Here is a 16,017-nt window from a genome sequence, read left to right as displayed (position 1 = left end):
GGTCGGGCCCTCGAGGAATCGGGGACCATGGGCGGGGCCGGAGCGGCGACACCGGCACTCGACCGCCGCGCGTGCGCAGGCAGGATCCGGGGTCGCCTAGAGTCGGCGGCCGCCGCGGCGTCGGAGCACGACGATGACGCTCGGAACGAGCGTGATCGAAGCGAGGACGGCCGAAGACATGTCGCGACAGTAGCGCGGGCAGCGCGGCATCCGCAAATCCACGCCGTCACACGACCGGATGACCCTCCAGTGGCGCGGCGAAGAAGGCCAGCTCGTGTGCGCTCGACACCTCGAAGGCTCGCAGCATCCGTCCCCTCTTCTCGGGCTCCGCTGCCGCCGCCGCGGTCGCGACGAACTCGATCGCCCGACGTGTCGCCTCTTCGAACGCGGCGTCGGCGTACGTCGCGAGCCAGGAGGCGTACGGATGCCGCGGGTCGCGCGCGTACGCGCCGAACTCTCCCGCGTGGAGGCGCCGACCGAGGTCCGTGTACAGCCAGAAGCACGGGAGGACAGCGGCGATGAGCTCTTCATAGTCGCCGCCGAACGCGACCGAGCGCAGATGGTCGAGGTAGGCCGTCGTCGCGGGGGCCGGCCTTGCCGAGAACGTCGCCGCGCCCACGCCCTGCGAGGGCGTCAGCCACGCGGCGTGCAGTTCGAGCTCTCCGACGATGGAGCCGTGCGCGGAGTTCGCCCAGAACGCCTGCTCGTCGGAGGTGGGCGCCAGGCGGGCGGCCTCGGCCAGGACGCGGGCGTAGTCGCGCAGATACAGCGCGTCCTGCGCGAGATAGAACAGGAAGGGCTCCCGTGCCAGCGTCCCGTCCGCGAGCGCGCGGATGAACGGCAGCTCGTCGATCGCCGTACGGGTCGCGGAGATCTGCCGCCACCAGTCCGCCGCGACCTCTTCGGCCGTCGGACGAGTGTCCAGTCCTCCGCGCGCCCAGAGGCCGGCGAAGTGGCTGATCGGGCCATGCCCTCGCCCGACGCGCAACGCCTCGCCTTCGCGCAGCGACTCGCGGAGCCAGGCGCGCGCACCGGCCACGGCCGTCGGCGCGTCCTCTCCGTTCGCGAGCCGGGTGGCGAGCGCGGACGACAGGGAGCAGCCCGTGCCGTGGGTGTTCCGCGTGGTGATGCGGGCGCCGGCGAACTCCTGTCGCCGCCCTCGCGGCGCGTCGATCAGCGCGTCCGGGGCCTCGTCCCCCGGCAGGTGCCCGCCCTTGACGAGCACCATCGCTCCGACCTCGGCTGACAGGTCCTCGGCTGCGGCGAGCGCGTCCGGCCAATCGGTCGGGACGCGGCCGGCCAGCACGGCGAGCTCGGCGAGGTTCGGCGTGATGAGGTGTGCGCGACGGAGAAGCCGTCGCAGCTCCCCCTCCGCCTCCGGATCGAGCAGGCGGTCTCCCGAGGTCGCGACCATGACCGGGTCGAGCACGACGACGGGCGGCCGCACGACGTCGAGCCAGGCAGCCACCGTGCGGATGACCTCGGCGTCGGCCAACATCCCGATCTTCACCGCGTCGAGCGTGACATCGTCCGACATCGCCTCCAGCTGCGCCCGCAGGAAGTCGGCCGGCGGCACATGCACGCCGCGGACGCCCTCGGTGTTCTGCGCGGTCAGGGCGGCGATCACGGCCATGCCGTAGCCGCCGTTGGCGGCGATCGACTTGAGGTCGGCCTGTATCCCCGCCCCTCCCGACGGATCGCTGCCGGCGATGCTGAGGATGCGCGGGGCGGCACCGGCGTGCCAGCGTCGCCGGAACTGCGCCGCCTCCCGACGCGGGTCGTCGGCCGCGCACAATGCCGACACCACAGCCAGGCCGGCCGCGCCCGCCTCACGCAGAGCCTCGGTGTCGTCGATGCCGACGCCGCCGATCGCCACGCACGGCAGCGGACTCGCGGCGGCGAACGCCCGGAAGCCCTCGATGCCCAGAGCCGGTGGGTGGTCCGGTTTCGTGAGCGTGGGTCGGATGACCCCGACGCCGAGGTGGTCGACGGTGCCGAACGGCAGCGCGAGCACGGCCTCGAGGTGCGCCGGGCTGTTCGCCGTCAGCCCGATGACCGCATCCGGGCCGAGAGCCTCACGGGCGCGGAGCACCGAGGCATCCCCCTGTCCGAGATGCACGCCGTCCACCCGCGCCCCGCGTTCCCGGGCCGCGATCGCGGCGTCCAGACGGTCGTTCACGACGAGCAGAGCACGACCGTCTATCGCGTGCGAGAGATCGACCAGCTGGTCGACGATCTCGGCGTCGGTCGCGGCCTTGTCACGCAGCTGCACGATGCGCACGCCTCCGTCGACCGCCTGACGCACCGTCTCGACCACACCGCGTGCGCCGCAGAGCGCGGGGTCCGTGACGAGATAGAGCGAGAGATCGGCGTTCACAGCGCGCCGCTTTCGACACGGGCGGCGGCGGCGAGATCGGCCGCGCTCACCGCGGAGAGGGCATCGAGCAGGGCGACGGCGAAGCTGCCCGGCCCCGTCGACCGGAGCGCGGCCTGCTCCGCCGCGATCGTGTAGACGAGGCTGGCCGAGGCGACGGCGGTGAACGCGTCGACACCCGCACGCCCGGCCGCTCCGAGGAACGCGGCCATCACCGCGCCGAGCGCGCAGCCTCCGCCCGTGACGCGGGTGAGCAGCTCATCGCCGTTCGCGATGCGCAGCACGCGCTGCCCGTCCGTGATCAGATCGACAGGACCGGAGACGGCCACCACACTCCCGAAGCGCGCCGCGAGCGACAGAGCCGCATCGGCTGCGGCATCCGTGCTGTCCGTCGCATCCACGCCGCGGCCGCCCGCGCTGAGGCCCGCGAGCGCGAGGATCTCCGAGGCGTTGCCGCGGATCGCGGTGGGACGCTGTGCGACGAGTTCCTGCGCGAGGGCGGTGCGCACGGGCAGCGCGCCGATGGCGACCGGATCGAGCACCCAGGGAGTGCCTGCTGCCGTGGCCCCGGCGACAGCCTCGACACTCGCCGCACGCTGCTCGGGCGTCGGGGTGCCGAGGTTGATCAGCAGGCCGGAGGCGACCCCGGCGAACATGCCGGACTCTCCGACGATGTCGACCATGGCCGGTGCCGCCCCCACGGCGAGCAGCACGTTCGCCGTGAAGCCGGTGACGACGGCGTTGGTGATGCAGTGCGTCAACGGCGGAGCCTCGCGCAGCACCCCCAGCAGTGTCCCGGCCGAAGCCGCGAGGTCGATGGTGGATTCCGGACGCAGACGATCGCTCATGGGCGACATCCCTTCGCTAGTACGAACTAGATCAGGTTCGACGGGTCTGTTCTCAGCCGCGGATGCGGCACCCCGTGTCACTGCTCGAAGTCTAGCGACCGAGCTCGGCCAGCAGCGCGCGCTCCTCTGTCCTGGTGAGCCCGGCGCGGCGGATGCGGTCGCTCCCGCGAGTCCGCTCGTCGGCGACCACATCCGCGATGGTCTCGGCGAGCGGGCGGAGCGTGCCACCGGTCGCGTGAAACCTCGCGCTCGAACGAGTCATGAAACCGGTCGCCTCCGCCGGGAGCCAGAGCGGCAGAGAGCGCTCCCCCATCCAGTACTCGACGCCCTGCGCGAGCAGCCACTCCTCGGTGGCGATCACGGTGTCGCCCGTGTGTCCGGATGCCGCACGCACGGACTCCAGCACGTGGCCGAGCGGGCTCGCGTCGCCGATCGTGTTGACGGAACCGCTCACGGTCGCGGCGACCACATAAGCGGCGAGGTCATCGACGTCGATGACCTGCACCGCGCGGCCATCGACCGGAGGCAGCAGCACCGGTTCATCGCCTGCTCTCGTGAACGCGGCCGCCCAGTAGCCGAACCGGTCGCTCGGGTCACCGGCGCCCACGATGAGTCCCGGCCGCACGACGAGCGCACGCTCGCCCAATGTCTCGACGGCATCTTCCGCCCCGGCCTTCTGCGCGCCGTACTCGTACTCGTCGCCCGGCTGGGCCGGCGGATGCCGGGGCGCGGACTCGTCCGCCCCGACCGTCTCGTCGTCGGCGTAGACCGACATCGACGAGACGTACGTCCAGCGTGCGGCGCGATCGCCGAGCGCGTCGACGGCGCCGGTGACATGCGCGGCCTTCGAGGAGATATCGACCACGTGATCCCAGTCCCGCACGGTGAGCCCGGTGTAGACCTCCGGGTCATCGCGATCACCCTGTACGAGCTCCGCACCATCGGGCGCGGCCCGCTCACCGCGCGCGAGGCAGGTGACCGCCGCACCGGCATCCAGCCATCGTCGGGCGATCCGCCCCGAGAGCCAGCCCGTCCCACCCAGGATCAGCACGTCCGTCATGGGTCCATGTCACCAGCATCCCGCTTCGGAGGGAAGGTCTCTCCGCTCAGAGCAGGGAGGTCATGTCACTCAGCGGCGCAGCTCCCCGAGTCCGGCGAGCTCCGGGATCGTCCACGAGGGATCCGGCCGCCAACCGAGCCACTCGGCGTCGAAGGGCCAGTCCGCCGCCTCGAACGAGGCGATCGCCGCGTCCGCGTGGCGTTCGATCTGCGCGGCCTGCTCGGGGCTGAGCCGCCCCTGTTCGATCGCCGCCGCCAGTTCGTCCTCGTCCTTGAGGTGGATCACACCGTCGGGGTCGATCTCCACGTCGAGGATGTGATCCGACGAGTACGTGTCGTGGTCGGTGCGCAGATGCGCGTTCTCGAGATTCACGTACCACCCGGCGAACGTCCACTCCGGTCCTGTCGTCTCGCTCCAGAACAGCCAGATCGACCACGGCAGGCCGGCGGGCGCGATGCGCAGCACGCCGTTGCCCCACCACTCCTCGACGATGCGGGTGCGCTCCTCCAGCCAGCGGCGCGCGAGGGGCACCGTGCGCACGCGCTGCCCGTCCGGAGCACCCTGCGACTCCTGCAGCGTGCCGGGTGCGAGCCAGGCGACCAGTCCGTTCTCGTCGTCGCGCACCACGCGCATCGGAGAGATGGTCGACGGCTCCCCCGGCTGCCAGCCCGGCTTGCGGTAATGCCAGTCGATCTGCGCACCCGGCGGAAGGAACGGGCCTTCCCCGAGAGGTCGCGCATCGTCAGGGGCGGCAGCCGGAGTGCCCTGGGGGAGGATGCTCATCCCGCCACGGTACTCCGGCGCCGCCGCTGTCCGGCGGAACCCGCGCTCAGTCGCGCAGCGCGGCGCCGAAGCGCTCGGCCGCGACCGCCACACCCGCGAGCTTGGCCTCAGTGGCCTCCGCCGCGGTGAGCGTGCGATCATCGGCGCGGAAGCGCAGCGCGAACGTCAGGCTCTTCGATCCGTCGGGCACGCCCTCGCCGCGATAGTCGTCGACGAGTCGCACCGATTCGAGCAGGGAGCCGGCACCCTCGACCAGAGCCGCGCGCAGGTCGCCTGCCGCGACATCCGCGGGGACGGTGAGCGAGACGTCCTGCGTCGCCGCCGTGAACGTCGAGAGCGACTCGGCGACGATGCGTCCGCCCGCAAGGGAGAGGATGCGATCGAGGTCGAGCTCGAGCACCGTCGCGCGCCCCGGCAGGTCGGCGTCCTCCGCCACAGCGGGGTGCAGCTCGCCCACGTAGCCGACGGTCTCGTCGGCGATGCGGAGAGAACCGGTGCGACCGGGGTGCAGAGCGGCGCGCTCGGCCTGGACGACATCGATCTCCACGCCGGCGGCGGCGGCGATCACGCGCGCGGCGTCCAGCGCCTCGACGAGTCCGGCCGGCTCGGCGGCCCGCCCGGGCTGACGCGGCGAGACGTTGCCGGTCAGGAGGGCTGCGACATGCCTGTGCTGCGGCGGGATCGAGGCGTTCAACTCCGCGAGCTTCTCGTCGGAGGGACGAGCACCGAGCGGCGGCACGTCGTCCGTGCCGTACTCGACGCCGGGCTCCGGGAGGAACACGACGCCGGTCTCGAAGATCGCGATGTCGGTCAGCCCGCGCGCGATGTTGCGGTGCGCGGTCTGCAGCAGGCCGGGGATGAGCGACCGGCGCAGGAACGGAGACTGACCGTCGAGCGGATTCGCCAGACGGATGCTGGGCAGGTGCTCACCGGATGCGGAGCCGTGCAGGTCGTTCTGCGCCTCCGTCGTGAACGGGAACGCCGGCGTCTCGACGAGACCGGCGGCCGCCAGCGCGTCTGCGACACGACGGCGACCCTGCTGATGCGCGGTGAGGCCTCGCCCCGAAGGCGGCGTCGGCAGCACCGAGGGGATGCGGTCGAGGCCGTGGATACGGGCGACCTCCTCGGCGAGCGTCCACTTGTCGGTGAGGTCGGGGCGCCAGGTCGGCGGGATGACGGTCCAGCCTCCCTGGGTGCCTGAGCCGGTCGAAGGGGACACCTCCGCGCCGATCGTCGTCAGCGCACCGGTGATCTCGGCATCGGTGTAGTCGACGCCGATGAGCCCCTGCACGAATCCGGCGGGAAGCTCGATCTCCGAGACGAAGACCTCGGCGAACAGCGCGCCGCCCTCTTCCGTGAGCGTGCCGCCGGCGAGCTCGACCATGAGGTCGGCAGCCCGTCGCGCCGCGACGAACGGCACGAGCGGATCGACGCCGCGCTCGAAGCGCTTGGACGCCTCGCTGGGCAGCTTGTGCCGGCGGGCCGAGCGGGCGATGGTCGTCGGGTCGAAGATCGCGGCCTCGATGAGCACGTTGCTCGTGGTCTCGCTCATCTCGGTCGTGCCGCCGCCCATGACGCCGGCGAGGCCGATCGGACCGGAGTCATCGGTGATGAGGAGGTCTTCGACGTGCAGGGCGCGCTCGACGCCGTCGAGGGTCTTCATCTTCTCCCCCGGCGTCGCGCGACGGACCGTGATGCCGCCGGCGAGCCTGTCGAGGTCGTAGCCGTGCAGCGGCTGGCCGAGTTCGAGCATCACGTAGTTGGTGATGTCGATCAGCACTCCGAGCGAGCGCATGCCGGCGAGGCTGAGTCGCGCGATCATCCACGGCGGCGTCGGACGCGAAGGATCGACACCGCGCACGACGCGCGTGACGAACTCGCTCGCACCGACGCGCCCGCGAACCGGCGCCTGGTCGTCGACGATGGCCGTGTGTCCGGCGCCGGGCTGGAGCTCGGCGAAGTCGCGCTCGGCCGGGTCGCGGAAGTCCGCGCCGGTCGCGTGCGAGTACTCGCGGGCCACGCCGCGGAGGGAGAACGCGTAGCCGCGGTCGGGCGTCACGTTGATCTCGACGGCGACGTCGTCGAGCCCGAGCAGCGCGATCGCGTCGGTGCCGACGGGCGCGTCGATGCCGAGGTCCGAGAGCACCACGATGCCGTTGTGCTCGTCACCGAGGCCCAGCTCGCGCGCCGAGGCGATCATGCCGTCGGACACATGCCCGTAGGTCTTGCGCGCCGCGATCGGGAACGGGCCGGGCAGCACGGCGCCGGGGAGCGTCACGACGACCTTGTCGCCCGCGACGAAGTTGTGCGCACCGCAGACGATCCCGCGGACACCGCCGTTGGCCTCGCCGACGTCGACCTGGCACCAGTTGATGGTCTTGCCGTTCGACTGCGGTTCGGCCTCGAGCGAGACGACCTGCCCGACGACGACGGGACCGGAGATCTCGAAGCGGTGCACGTCCTCCTCTTCGAAGCCGACGGTCACCAGAGCCTCGAGGACATCCTCCGGCGTGGCATCCGCTGCCAGATCGACGTACTCACGCAACCACGAAAGCGGGACGCGCATCACACCACCATCCCGTACTGCTCGCTGAAACGGACATCGCCCTCGGCCATGTCGCGCATGTCCTGCACATCGCTGCGGAACATCAGTCCTCGCTCGATGCCCATGCCGAACGCGAAGCCGCTGTACACCTCGGGATCGATCCCGGCCGCGCGGAGCACGTTCGGGTTGACCATTCCGCAGCCACCCCACTCGATCCAGCGCGCGCCGCCCTTGAAGGTCGGATGCCACAGGTCGAGCTCGGCGGAGGGCTCGGTGAAGGGGAAGTAGTTCGTGCGGAAGCGCATCTTGGCCTCGGGCCCGAAGAGCTGCTTCGCGAAGTGATCGAGCGTGCCCTTCAGATGCGCCATCGTGATGCCCTTGTCGATCACGAGGCCCTCGAACTGCGTGAACACGGGAAGGTGCGTCGCGTCGAACTCGTCGGTGCGGTAGACGCGGCCGGGGCACAGCACGTAGATCGGCAGCTCGCGGTCGAGCATCGAGCGCACCTGCACCGGGCTCGTGTGCGTGCGCATGACGAGGTGTCGCGAGGTCGGGTCGACGTAGAACGTGTCCTGCTCCTGGCGGGCGGGGTGGTCCACGTCGAAGTTCAGCGCGTCGAAGTTGAACCACTCGTGCTCGAGCTCGGGTCCCTCCGCGATCTCCCACCCCATGCCGACGAAGATGTCGGACACCTGGTCCTGGAGGAGCGTGAGCGGATGCCGCGCACCGACGCGCGTGCGCGACGGAACGGCGGTGATGTCGATCCGCTCCGCCTCGAGACGCGCAGCGACCTCGGCGGCCGCGAGCTCGGACTCCTTGGCGGCGAGAGCCTGCGTCACCTGACCGCGGCCCTGGCCGACGAGCTTGCCGAACGCGGCCTTGTTCTCGGGGGCGACCTGGCGCATCGACGCGTTGAGGACCGCGAGCGGCGACCCTTCCGCGACGTGAGCTGCGCGGGCGGCCTTCAGCTCGGCGGTATCGGCGGCCGCGGCGATCGCCGTCAGCGCCGCCGCGACGGCTGCTTCGACCGCTTCCGGGGTGATTTCAGGAGACTCAGACACGAGAGTCGAGTCTACCGGGGGCCGCGCCGCGGTCTCTCACCCGTATCGGGGTCAGAGCGGCCCGAACATCGTCACACCGACCCCGGCGTTCCAGGTGAAACGCTCGGCCTCGAGCGCCGCCGCGATCCGAGGATCTCGGTGCACCTGACGCCGCAGCGCCTCCCGCCCTCGTCCGAGGATCGCCGCCGGAACGACGAAGCCGGAGGCGAGCAGCAGGGCACACCCACCGTCGAGCACGAGGAGCGGCACCGGGTCGGCGGCCGACATCATCGCGGGGATGAGGAAGACGTTGAAGACGACGAAGAGGCTCAGTGCGGCGATGACACCGCCACGCAGATCCCCCGCACCACGAGTCGTGTAGGACTTTCCCGGTCTCGGGATCCAGCCACGCTCGCGCCGGAGGAACAGCGCCGCGACAGCCGCGACGATGACGCCGGCGATCGCCCACGGCACCGCAGCGGACGGCGTCACCCCCAGGGCGAGAATGCCGAGTCCGACGATCGTGGTCGATGCGCCGAGCGACAGGAAGGCGCCCCACATGCCGCGGCGCATCGCGCGCGCATCGGCGATCTCACGCAACCGCGTGCGGGACTCGCCGCCGTATCGCGCGGCCAGTTCCGGATCCAGCCATTCCGCGAGCGTCCGGCTCGTCGCTGGAGGATGGGTCGGGACCGGTTCGACGTGCACGACGACAAGCCTGCCAGAAGTTTCCGGCAGCGGCGTGGAGGTCAGACGCCGCCGGAACTGCTGCCGAGATTGAACTTACCCGCCCCGCCCTGCATGGCGATGAGCTCGGTGTCGGTGCCGCCGCCGTGGAGACGCGGATCGTCGCCGCCGCCCACCGGAGTGCCGCCCTGCAGCCGCGGCGACCGACGAGTGCGGATCTCCAGCCACTTCGCGATGCCCGAGAGGATGAGGCACATGATGATGTAGATGCCACCGATGACGAAGGCCGACTGCAGCACGGGGCGACCCTGCTGCGACGTGAGCTGCTTCGCGAAGTACAGGAGCTCGGGATACGTGATGATGAACCCGAGCGCGGTGTCCTTGAGCGTGACGACGAGCTGAGCGACGATGACCGGAAGCATCGCCCTGATGGCCTGCGGCATGAGGATCAGGCGCATGACCCCGCTCTTGCGGAGTCCGATCGCGTACCCGGCCTCCCCCTGGCCGCGGGGCAGTGATTCCACGCCGGCGCGGAGCACCTCGGCGAGCACGGAGCCGTTGTAGACCATCAGCGCGAGCACCACAGCCCAGTACGGCTCCATCTTGACGCCGATCACGGGCAGACCGTAGTACAGCAGCATCATGAACACGAGCACCGGCACGGCGCGGAAGAACTCGGTGATGACGGTGACGGGAACGCGGATCCACGCACGGTCGGAGAGCCGGCCGATCGCGAGGATGAAGCCGAGCGCCAGAGCGAGGATCGCAGCGAGGCCGAACGCGGCGAGGGTGCGACCGAGCGCCCCGAAGATCTGAGTCCAGACGGCGCTGAACGTGAAGACGTACCAACGCGAGGCGTCGAACTGCCCGCTCTCGTAGAAGCGGTATCCGATGAAGGCGAGCAGGGCGAGCACGACCAAGACGGTGCCCACGCCGATGAGGCGGTTCCGCAGGATCGCCTTGGGCCCGGGGACGTCGTACAGGACGGAAGTCATCGCGCGATCCTCCACTTGTTCTCGAGATAGCGCTGAAGCCAGCTGAGCAGCATCACCAGGGCGACGAAGATGACGGCGACCCAGAGCAGGACGACGAGGGCGTTCTCGCCGCGCTCGCTGAGGTAGGAGCGGATGGCGCCGAGCTCGACGACCGAGAATCCGGCCGCGACCGTCGTGTTCTTCAGCAGCGCGATGAAGACGCTCATCATCGGTGGGACGACCGAGCGGAAGGCCTGCGGCAGGATGACGAGCGACATGACCTGTCCGAAGGGAAGACCGATCGCTCGGGCCGCTTCGGCCTGACCGACCGGCACCGTGTTGATTCCCGCGCGGATGACCTCGGCGACGTACGTCGCCGTGTAGATGCCGATGGCGAGGATGCCGAGCACCGTGGTGCTCAGCTTCGGCAGCCCCAGCTGGGGGTAGCCGAAGATGAAGAAGAAGAAGACGAGGGTCAGCGGGGTGTTGCGGATGAGGTTCACGTAGAGCGTGCCCACTCCGCGGGCGATCGGTACCGGGGCCACTCGCGCCGCTCCGACGATCAGACCCAGGACGAGGGCGAGAACGCCGCCGCCGAAGAAGATCAGCAGGGTGTTGCTCACCGCCTCTCCCCACAGGTCGAGGTTTCCGAAGATGACGTCCACGCCGTCCTCCCCTTCAGGATGAGGAGGGGGCGGCCGTCACGACCGCCCCCTCGAGTCGATCAGTCGACGGTGGGCTGGGAGACTTCGATACCCGAGTCGCCGAGGTTCTTGTCGAAGATCGCCTGCCAGATGTCGCCGCCGTCGGTGAACAGCTTGTTGATGTGCTCCTGGAGGGCCGCGTCGTCCTTCGCGAGGCCGACGCCGTAGCGCTCCTCGGTGAACGGCTCGCCGACGACCTTCAGGTTGTCAGGATCCTGAGCGGCGTAGCCGATGAGGATGGCCTGGTCGGTCGTGACCGCCTGGACCGTGCCGGCGAGCAGGTCCTCGACGCACGCGGAGTACAGGTCGAACTCCTTCGTGGGAACCTCCGGGAAGTTCGTGCGGATGTTCTGGATCGGCGTCGAGCCCGTCGCCGAGCACACCGTGGTGTCGGCGGAAAGATCCGCCTCGCTCTTGATGTCCTCGTTGTCGGCAGCGACCAGCAGACCCTGTCCGGTGATGAAGTACGGCCCGGCGAAGGCGATCTGCTCCTTGCGCTTGTCGTTGATCGAGTACGTGCCGACGTAGTAGTCCACGTCACCGTTCACGATCGCCTGCTCGCGGTTCGCGGAGGCGATCGGCTTGAACTCGATCTTGTCCTCGTCATACCCGAGGGATGCGGCGATCCAGCGGGCGATGTCGACATCGAAGCCGGTGCGCTCGTTCGTCGTCACATCGAGGAACCCGAGACCGGGCTGGTCCTCCTTGACGCCGATGACGACCTTGTCGCGCTCCTTGATGGCATCGAACGTGGGGCTGCCTTCGAGCTCGACGTCGGTGGCGACCTCGAACCAGGTCGACTCCTCGCCGCCCTCTTCGCCGCCGGTGCCGGCGCCGGGGTCGGACGGGCTGCCGCTGTTGCAGGCCGTGAGCGCCAGCAGGGCCACCGCCGCGATTCCGATGCCTGCCAGTGTCCGTGTGCGTCGCATGTGCGTCTCCTTCGTGTGCTGTGTGTGCAGGGTCTGTGAGGTCAGTGGGTGAGGAGCTTCGAGAGGAAGTCCTTGGCGCGATCGCTCTTCGGGTTCGTGAAGAACTCCTCGGGAGTCGCCTCCTCCACGATCCGGCCGTCGGCCATGAAGACGACGCGATCGGCGGCCTTCCGCGCGAAGCCCATCTCGTGGGTGACGACGATCATCGTCATGCCCTCCTGAGCGAGTCCGACCATGACGTCGAGGACCTCGTTGATCATCTCGGGGTCGAGCGCGCTCGTCGGCTCGTCGAAGAGCATCACCTTGGGCTTCATCGCGAGAGCGCGGGCGATCGCCACGCGCTGCTGCTGGCCGCCCGAGAGCTGCGCGGGGAGCTTCGAAGCCTGCTGCGCCACGCCGACGCGCTCGAGGAGGGCCATCGCCTCCTTCTCGGCCTCCGCCTTCTTGAGCCCGCGCACCTTGATCGGGCCGAGGGTGATGTTCTCGAGGATCGTGAGGTGGGCGAAGAGGTTGAACGACTGGAACACCATGCCGACGTCGGCGCGGAGGTGTGCGAGCCCCTTGCCTTCGGCGGGAAGCGCCTTGCCATCGATGCTGATGCTGCCGCTCGTGATCGTCTCGAGCCGGTTGATCGTGCGGCACAGCGTCGACTTGCCGGAGCCGGAAGGGCCGATCACCACGACGACCTCGCCCGAGTTCACGGTCAGGTCGATATCGGTCAGCGCCTGGAAGTCGCCGTAGTGCTTCTGAACGTTGTCGACCACGACGAGGGGTGTATCAGAGGTCATCATTTCTCCAAACTAGCCAGGTCGTGCGCGGGGCTCCAGGAACGGGGCCGAGATTTACATGTTCGTGACACGGGACCGCACTCATCCGTGCGTCTCTGCGCGGATGATCCACGGCCCGCCCCCGCGGGCCGTGGATCAGGTCTCGCCACTGCGCTTCACCCCCGACGACTGCGAGCAGCGGGACCATCGATCGTGCACGATCGACCTCAGAGTGGCAGAGCGCCGATACGCTGTCAGAGTTCTTGAGGATTTCTTGAGACTCGCTCGGCGACTCAATCGCGCAGGTCGCGGTAGTACTCGATAGCACCCGGATGCAGCGCGACCGGACCGGTGAAGATCGCCTGACGCCGATCGAGCAGAGCTGCCGCCGGAACCTCTTCCGCGATCCGTGGACGCGCGTCGAAGAGGCCGGACAGCACGTCGCGCACGACACCGTCGGGCGTGGATGCCGAGGTGACGAGGTAGTTGGGCACCGCCATGGTGGGCGCCGACTCCCGCAGACCGTACATGCCCTCCGGGACGTCGGCCGGACGATACGCATGCGAGTACTGCTCGTTCACCTCGACGACCCACTCCTGCTCGATCGGGAGCAGGCGCACCGGCATCCGCTCGGCGAGCTCCGCGATCCCCGGGGTCGGCAGCCCACCCACCCAGAAGAAGCCGTCGATCTCGCCTCGCTCCATCGCCTCGATGGAGCCGCTGAGATCGAGCTGCGCATTGCGGACGGATGCCGCGTCGACGCCCGCGGCATCCAGCACCCTGCTCGCGATGACGTTCACCCCGGAGTTCTCCGCTCCGAGGGAGACGTCCTTGCCGGCGAGATCGGCGATGCCCTCGATCTCGGAGTCTCCGCGCACGACGACGTGCAGGTACTCGTCGTACAGCCGCGCGACGGCCTCGATGGCCAGGGGTTCGGGAAATGCCCCGGCACCGGCCACGGCATCGGCCGCCGCATCGCCCTGCGCGAAGCCGATCAGTGCGTCCCCCGCGCTCACGCGCAGCAGATTGTCGACGGATCCGGCGGTCTCGTCGACCGCCATCCGGATGTCCAGGGACCGCGACAGCTCGTCGGCGAGGTGGCCGCCGTAGTCGAAGTAGACGCCCGTGGACCCGCCGCCCGCGATCGTGTACTCCTCGCCGGTCCATTCGCTCGCACGCGACGTGCATCCCGCCATCGCGCCGAGCAGCACGAGCGCGGCGAAGGCGGCGACGATGCGGCGACGCACGGCGGTCACGGGGTCGCTCCGTCGCGGATCAGCAGCGACACGGTGAGTCCGTCGCCCTCGGCTGACGACACGGCCAGCTCCCCACCCACCGACGCCAGCAGGTCGGTCGCGATCGCGAGTCCCAGACCGGAGCCGGGCGTGCTCCTGCTGTCGTCGCTGCGCCAGAACCTCTCGGCCGCCGATGCCGCCTGCTCATCGGTCAGACCGGGCCCCTGGTCGCGCACCGTGATCCGGCACACGTCGCCATCGCGCGCCGCTCCGACCTCGACGGTGGAGCCGGGCGGCGAGAACTTCACGGCGTTGTCGATGACCGCGTCCAGGGCGCTCTCCACGATCGTCCGGTCGGTGACGCTCATGACCGAGCCCTCGCCGACCCGGCGGAGAGCGATCCCCTGCTGACCGGCGACGTCGCGCCAGGCGTCTGCGCGTCGGGCGGCCAGCGTCGCGAGGTCGACCGCGGAGATCGTCGAATCGCTGCGCCCGCCGCGCGCGAGACCCAGGAGGGTCTCGAGGATGCGGGCCATCCGGCGCCCCTCTTCTCTGGTCTCCTCGACATCTTCGCGCCACTCGTCGCCGAGGCCTGTGGCGAGGTGCTCGACACGCAGGAGCAGCGCGTTGAGCGGATTCCTCAGCTCATGCGAGGCGTTCAGCGCGAACTCCTGCTGTCGCGTCATCACCCGCTCGATCTCATCGGCCATGCCGTTGAAGACTCGCGTCATGCGGCGCAGCTCCGGCGGCCCCGTGTCCTCCGCGACGCGGGTGTCCATCTCCCCGCGCTCGATGGCCACCATCGCCTCGTCGAGCCGCCGCACCGGCGAGAGCACCCAGCGGGCGAGCCGGAACACCAGGAGCACGCCGAGCGCGATCAGGGCGACGGCGATCGCCGACAGCACCATGATCTGCTGGAGGATCGCCGCGCGGGGCGCGGCCACATCGGCCGAAACCAGCACCGCGCCGATGACATCGCCGTCGTCGAACACGGGTTCGACCAGCGCCGCGTCGGCGACGATCCACGGGAAGACCGTTCCCGGGGGCTCGGCTCGTCGCCCCGACAGCGCCAGCCGCACGCGCTCCGCGTCCGCCTCGGACAGCACCGTGCCGTCGTCCTCCCCTGCCGCCCACACACTGCCGGCGAGATCGAACACCATCACGTCGATGCCGTAGACCTCCTGGAACCTCATGACCTCCGCATCGACGACTGCGGAGCTGCCGGAGCGGAGGGACTGACGGGCGCTCGTGATGAAGTACCCGAGGTCGCCGAGCTGTTCGGCGTAGAAGGCCTGCTGGATGCTGCGCGCAGCCCCCCATCCCGCGGCACCGCCGAGCGTGAGCAGGATCGCGACCAGCGGCACCAGGAACACGATGATCAGGCGACGGCGCATCGCTCAGGACCCCGCGAGGCGATAGCCGACGCCGCGTACGGTCTCGATGAGGCGGCGGTCTCCGGTCTTCCGGCGGATCGCTCCGACGTGGACCTCCAGCGAGTGGCCGAAGCCTCGCCAGTCGGTGTTCCACACCTCCCGGATCAGGCGCTCCTTCGGCACGGCGACACCGGGATACCGCGCGAGAACGGCCACGATGTCGAACTCCTTGCGGGTGAGGTCGACGGGACCGCCATCGACCGTCACCTGCCGCGCCACGAGATCGATCTGCACCTCCCCGCCGTCGAGCAGCACGCGCGCCTCGGACTCGGCGCGCATCGGGCGCGAGCGCCGCGTCACCGCTTCGATGCGGGCAAGGAGCTCGTGCACGTCGTACGGCTTCACGACGAAGTCGTCTGCGCCGGCGCGGAGTCCCTTGATGCGCTCGGTGACCTGGTTGCGGGCCGTGACGATCACGATCGGCACGTCGGACCGACCCCGGATGCGACGGCACAGATCGATTCCATCGACATCCGGCAGACCCAGATCCAGCAGCACCACCTCCGTGTCGACCCCGAGGAGATCCAGAGCCGCAGCGCCGTCAGGGGCCCGGACGGTGGCGTAGCCCGAGCGCGCGAGGAACGCCTCGAGCGCAGCAGCGACGCGCTCGTCATCCTCCACGATCAGAATCCGCATCG

Annotated in this window: 14 protein-coding genes and 1 riboswitch; all 14 genes read right to left on the bottom strand. The window is 70.0% G+C overall.

The window, feature by feature from the left end; translation table 11 throughout:
• Positions 1 to 226: 226 nt before the first annotated feature.
• Positions 227 to 2,377: a bifunctional hydroxymethylpyrimidine kinase/phosphomethylpyrimidine kinase gene (gene thiD / locus ABS642_RS01270; RefSeq protein ID WP_350351964.1), complete on the bottom strand. Its 2,151-nt coding sequence runs from the start codon at positions 2,375 to 2,377 to the stop codon at positions 227 to 229.
• A complete protein-coding gene (gene thiM / locus ABS642_RS01265) occupies positions 2,374 to 3,222 on the bottom strand; it encodes a hydroxyethylthiazole kinase (RefSeq protein ID WP_350351963.1) in 849 nt (282 codons plus the stop codon). Before thiM ends, thiD begins: the two co-directional genes overlap by 4 nt.
• A riboswitch (TPP riboswitch) is annotated at positions 3,214 to 3,307 on the bottom strand. (Overlaps the previous gene by 9 nt.)
• A 6-nt stretch (positions 3,308 to 3,313) precedes the next feature.
• The gene (locus tag ABS642_RS01260) at positions 3,314 to 4,282 is read right to left on the bottom strand and encodes an NAD-dependent epimerase/dehydratase family protein (protein ID WP_350351962.1); all 969 of its coding nucleotides are present in this window, start codon (positions 4,280 to 4,282) and stop codon (positions 3,314 to 3,316) included.
• Positions 4,283 to 4,351: 69 nt separating this feature from the next.
• The gene (locus ABS642_RS01255) at positions 4,352 to 5,065 is read right to left on the bottom strand and encodes a DUF402 domain-containing protein (protein WP_350351961.1); all 714 of its coding nucleotides are present in this window, start codon (positions 5,063 to 5,065) and stop codon (positions 4,352 to 4,354) included.
• Between the two features lie 46 nt (positions 5,066 to 5,111).
• The gene (gene pheT, locus ABS642_RS01250) at positions 5,112 to 7,631 is read right to left on the bottom strand and encodes a phenylalanine--tRNA ligase subunit beta (protein ID WP_350351960.1); all 2,520 of its coding nucleotides are present in this window, start codon (positions 7,629 to 7,631) and stop codon (positions 5,112 to 5,114) included.
• Complete coding sequence (gene pheS / locus ABS642_RS01245) at positions 7,631 to 8,671, bottom strand: phenylalanine--tRNA ligase subunit alpha (protein WP_282216691.1); 1,041 nt, start codon at positions 8,669 to 8,671, stop codon at positions 7,631 to 7,633. The genes pheT and pheS overlap by 1 nt, the downstream gene beginning before the upstream one ends.
• A gap of 51 nt (positions 8,672 to 8,722) precedes the next feature.
• On the bottom strand, positions 8,723 to 9,358 hold the full coding sequence (locus ABS642_RS01240; RefSeq protein WP_350351959.1) for a hypothetical protein: 636 nt from the start codon (positions 9,356 to 9,358) through the stop codon (positions 8,723 to 8,725).
• A 41-nt stretch (positions 9,359 to 9,399) separates the two neighbouring features.
• The gene (locus tag ABS642_RS01235; protein ID WP_350351958.1) at positions 9,400 to 10,332 is read right to left on the bottom strand and encodes an amino acid ABC transporter permease; all 933 of its coding nucleotides are present in this window, start codon (positions 10,330 to 10,332) and stop codon (positions 9,400 to 9,402) included.
• Positions 10,329 to 10,976: an amino acid ABC transporter permease gene (locus ABS642_RS01230; RefSeq protein WP_282216688.1), complete on the bottom strand. Its 648-nt coding sequence runs from the start codon at positions 10,974 to 10,976 to the stop codon at positions 10,329 to 10,331. Before ABS642_RS01230 ends, ABS642_RS01235 begins: the two co-directional genes overlap by 4 nt.
• A gap of 59 nt (positions 10,977 to 11,035) precedes the next feature.
• Entirely contained in the window at positions 11,036 to 11,944 is a 909-nt protein-coding gene (locus tag ABS642_RS01225; protein WP_282216687.1) for a glutamate ABC transporter substrate-binding protein, read from the bottom strand.
• Positions 11,945 to 11,985: 41 nt separating this feature from the next.
• Positions 11,986 to 12,732 (bottom strand): amino acid ABC transporter ATP-binding protein, encoded by a 747-nt coding sequence (locus tag ABS642_RS01220; protein WP_350353488.1) that lies wholly within the window; start codon positions 12,730 to 12,732, stop codon positions 11,986 to 11,988.
• Positions 12,733 to 13,004: 272 nt separating this feature from the next.
• Positions 13,005 to 13,967 carry a TAXI family TRAP transporter solute-binding subunit gene (locus ABS642_RS01215; protein ID WP_350351957.1) on the bottom strand — a complete coding sequence of 321 codons (963 nt, stop codon included), beginning with the start codon at positions 13,965 to 13,967 and terminating at the stop codon, positions 13,005 to 13,007.
• Positions 13,964 to 15,340, bottom strand: a complete 1,377-nt coding sequence (locus ABS642_RS01210) for a HAMP domain-containing sensor histidine kinase (RefSeq protein ID WP_350351956.1) — start codon at positions 15,338 to 15,340, stop codon at positions 13,964 to 13,966. The genes ABS642_RS01215 and ABS642_RS01210 overlap by 4 nt, the downstream gene beginning before the upstream one ends.
• Positions 15,341 to 15,343: 3 nt before the next feature.
• Positions 15,344 to 16,015, bottom strand: a complete 672-nt coding sequence (locus ABS642_RS01205) for a response regulator transcription factor (RefSeq protein ID WP_350351955.1) — start codon at positions 16,013 to 16,015, stop codon at positions 15,344 to 15,346.
• Positions 16,016 to 16,017 lie beyond the last annotated feature (2 nt).

It is taken from the genome of Microbacterium sp. A8/3-1, assembly GCF_040267695.1.
Lineage (GTDB): Bacteria > Actinomycetota > Actinomycetes > Actinomycetales > Microbacteriaceae > Microbacterium > Microbacterium luteolum.
This window is presented reverse-complemented; position numbering and strand designations above follow the sequence as displayed.

What these genes read in the sequence shown, in the direction of transcription:
- thiM (WP_350351963.1), bottom strand. Translation starts at nt 3,222, where the DNA reads ATGAGCGATCGTCTGCGTCCGGAATCCACCATCGACCTCGCGGCTTCG.
- ABS642_RS01260 (WP_350351962.1), bottom strand. Translation starts at nt 4,282, where the DNA reads ATGACGGACGTGCTGATCCTGGGTGGGACGGGCTGGCTCTCGGGGCGG.
- ABS642_RS01255 (WP_350351961.1), bottom strand. Translation starts at nt 5,065, where the DNA reads ATGAGCATCCTCCCCCAGGGCACTCCGGCTGCCGCCCCTGACGATGCG.
- pheT (WP_350351960.1), bottom strand. Translation starts at nt 7,631, where the DNA reads ATGCGCGTCCCGCTTTCGTGGTTGCGTGAGTACGTCGATCTGGCAGCG.
- ABS642_RS01235 (WP_350351958.1), bottom strand. Translation starts at nt 10,332, where the DNA reads ATGACTTCCGTCCTGTACGACGTCCCCGGGCCCAAGGCGATCCTGCGG.
- ABS642_RS01225 (WP_282216687.1), bottom strand. Translation starts at nt 11,944, where the DNA reads ATGCGACGCACACGGACACTGGCAGGCATCGGAATCGCGGCGGTGGCC.
- ABS642_RS01220 (WP_350353488.1), bottom strand. Translation starts at nt 12,732, where the DNA reads ATGACCTCTGATACACCCCTCGTCGTGGTCGACAACGTTCAGAAGCAC.
- ABS642_RS01210 (WP_350351956.1), bottom strand. Translation starts at nt 15,340, where the DNA reads ATGCGCCGTCGCCTGATCATCGTGTTCCTGGTGCCGCTGGTCGCGATC.
- ABS642_RS01205 (WP_350351955.1), bottom strand. Translation starts at nt 16,015, where the DNA reads ATGCGGATTCTGATCGTGGAGGATGACGAGCGCGTCGCTGCTGCGCTC.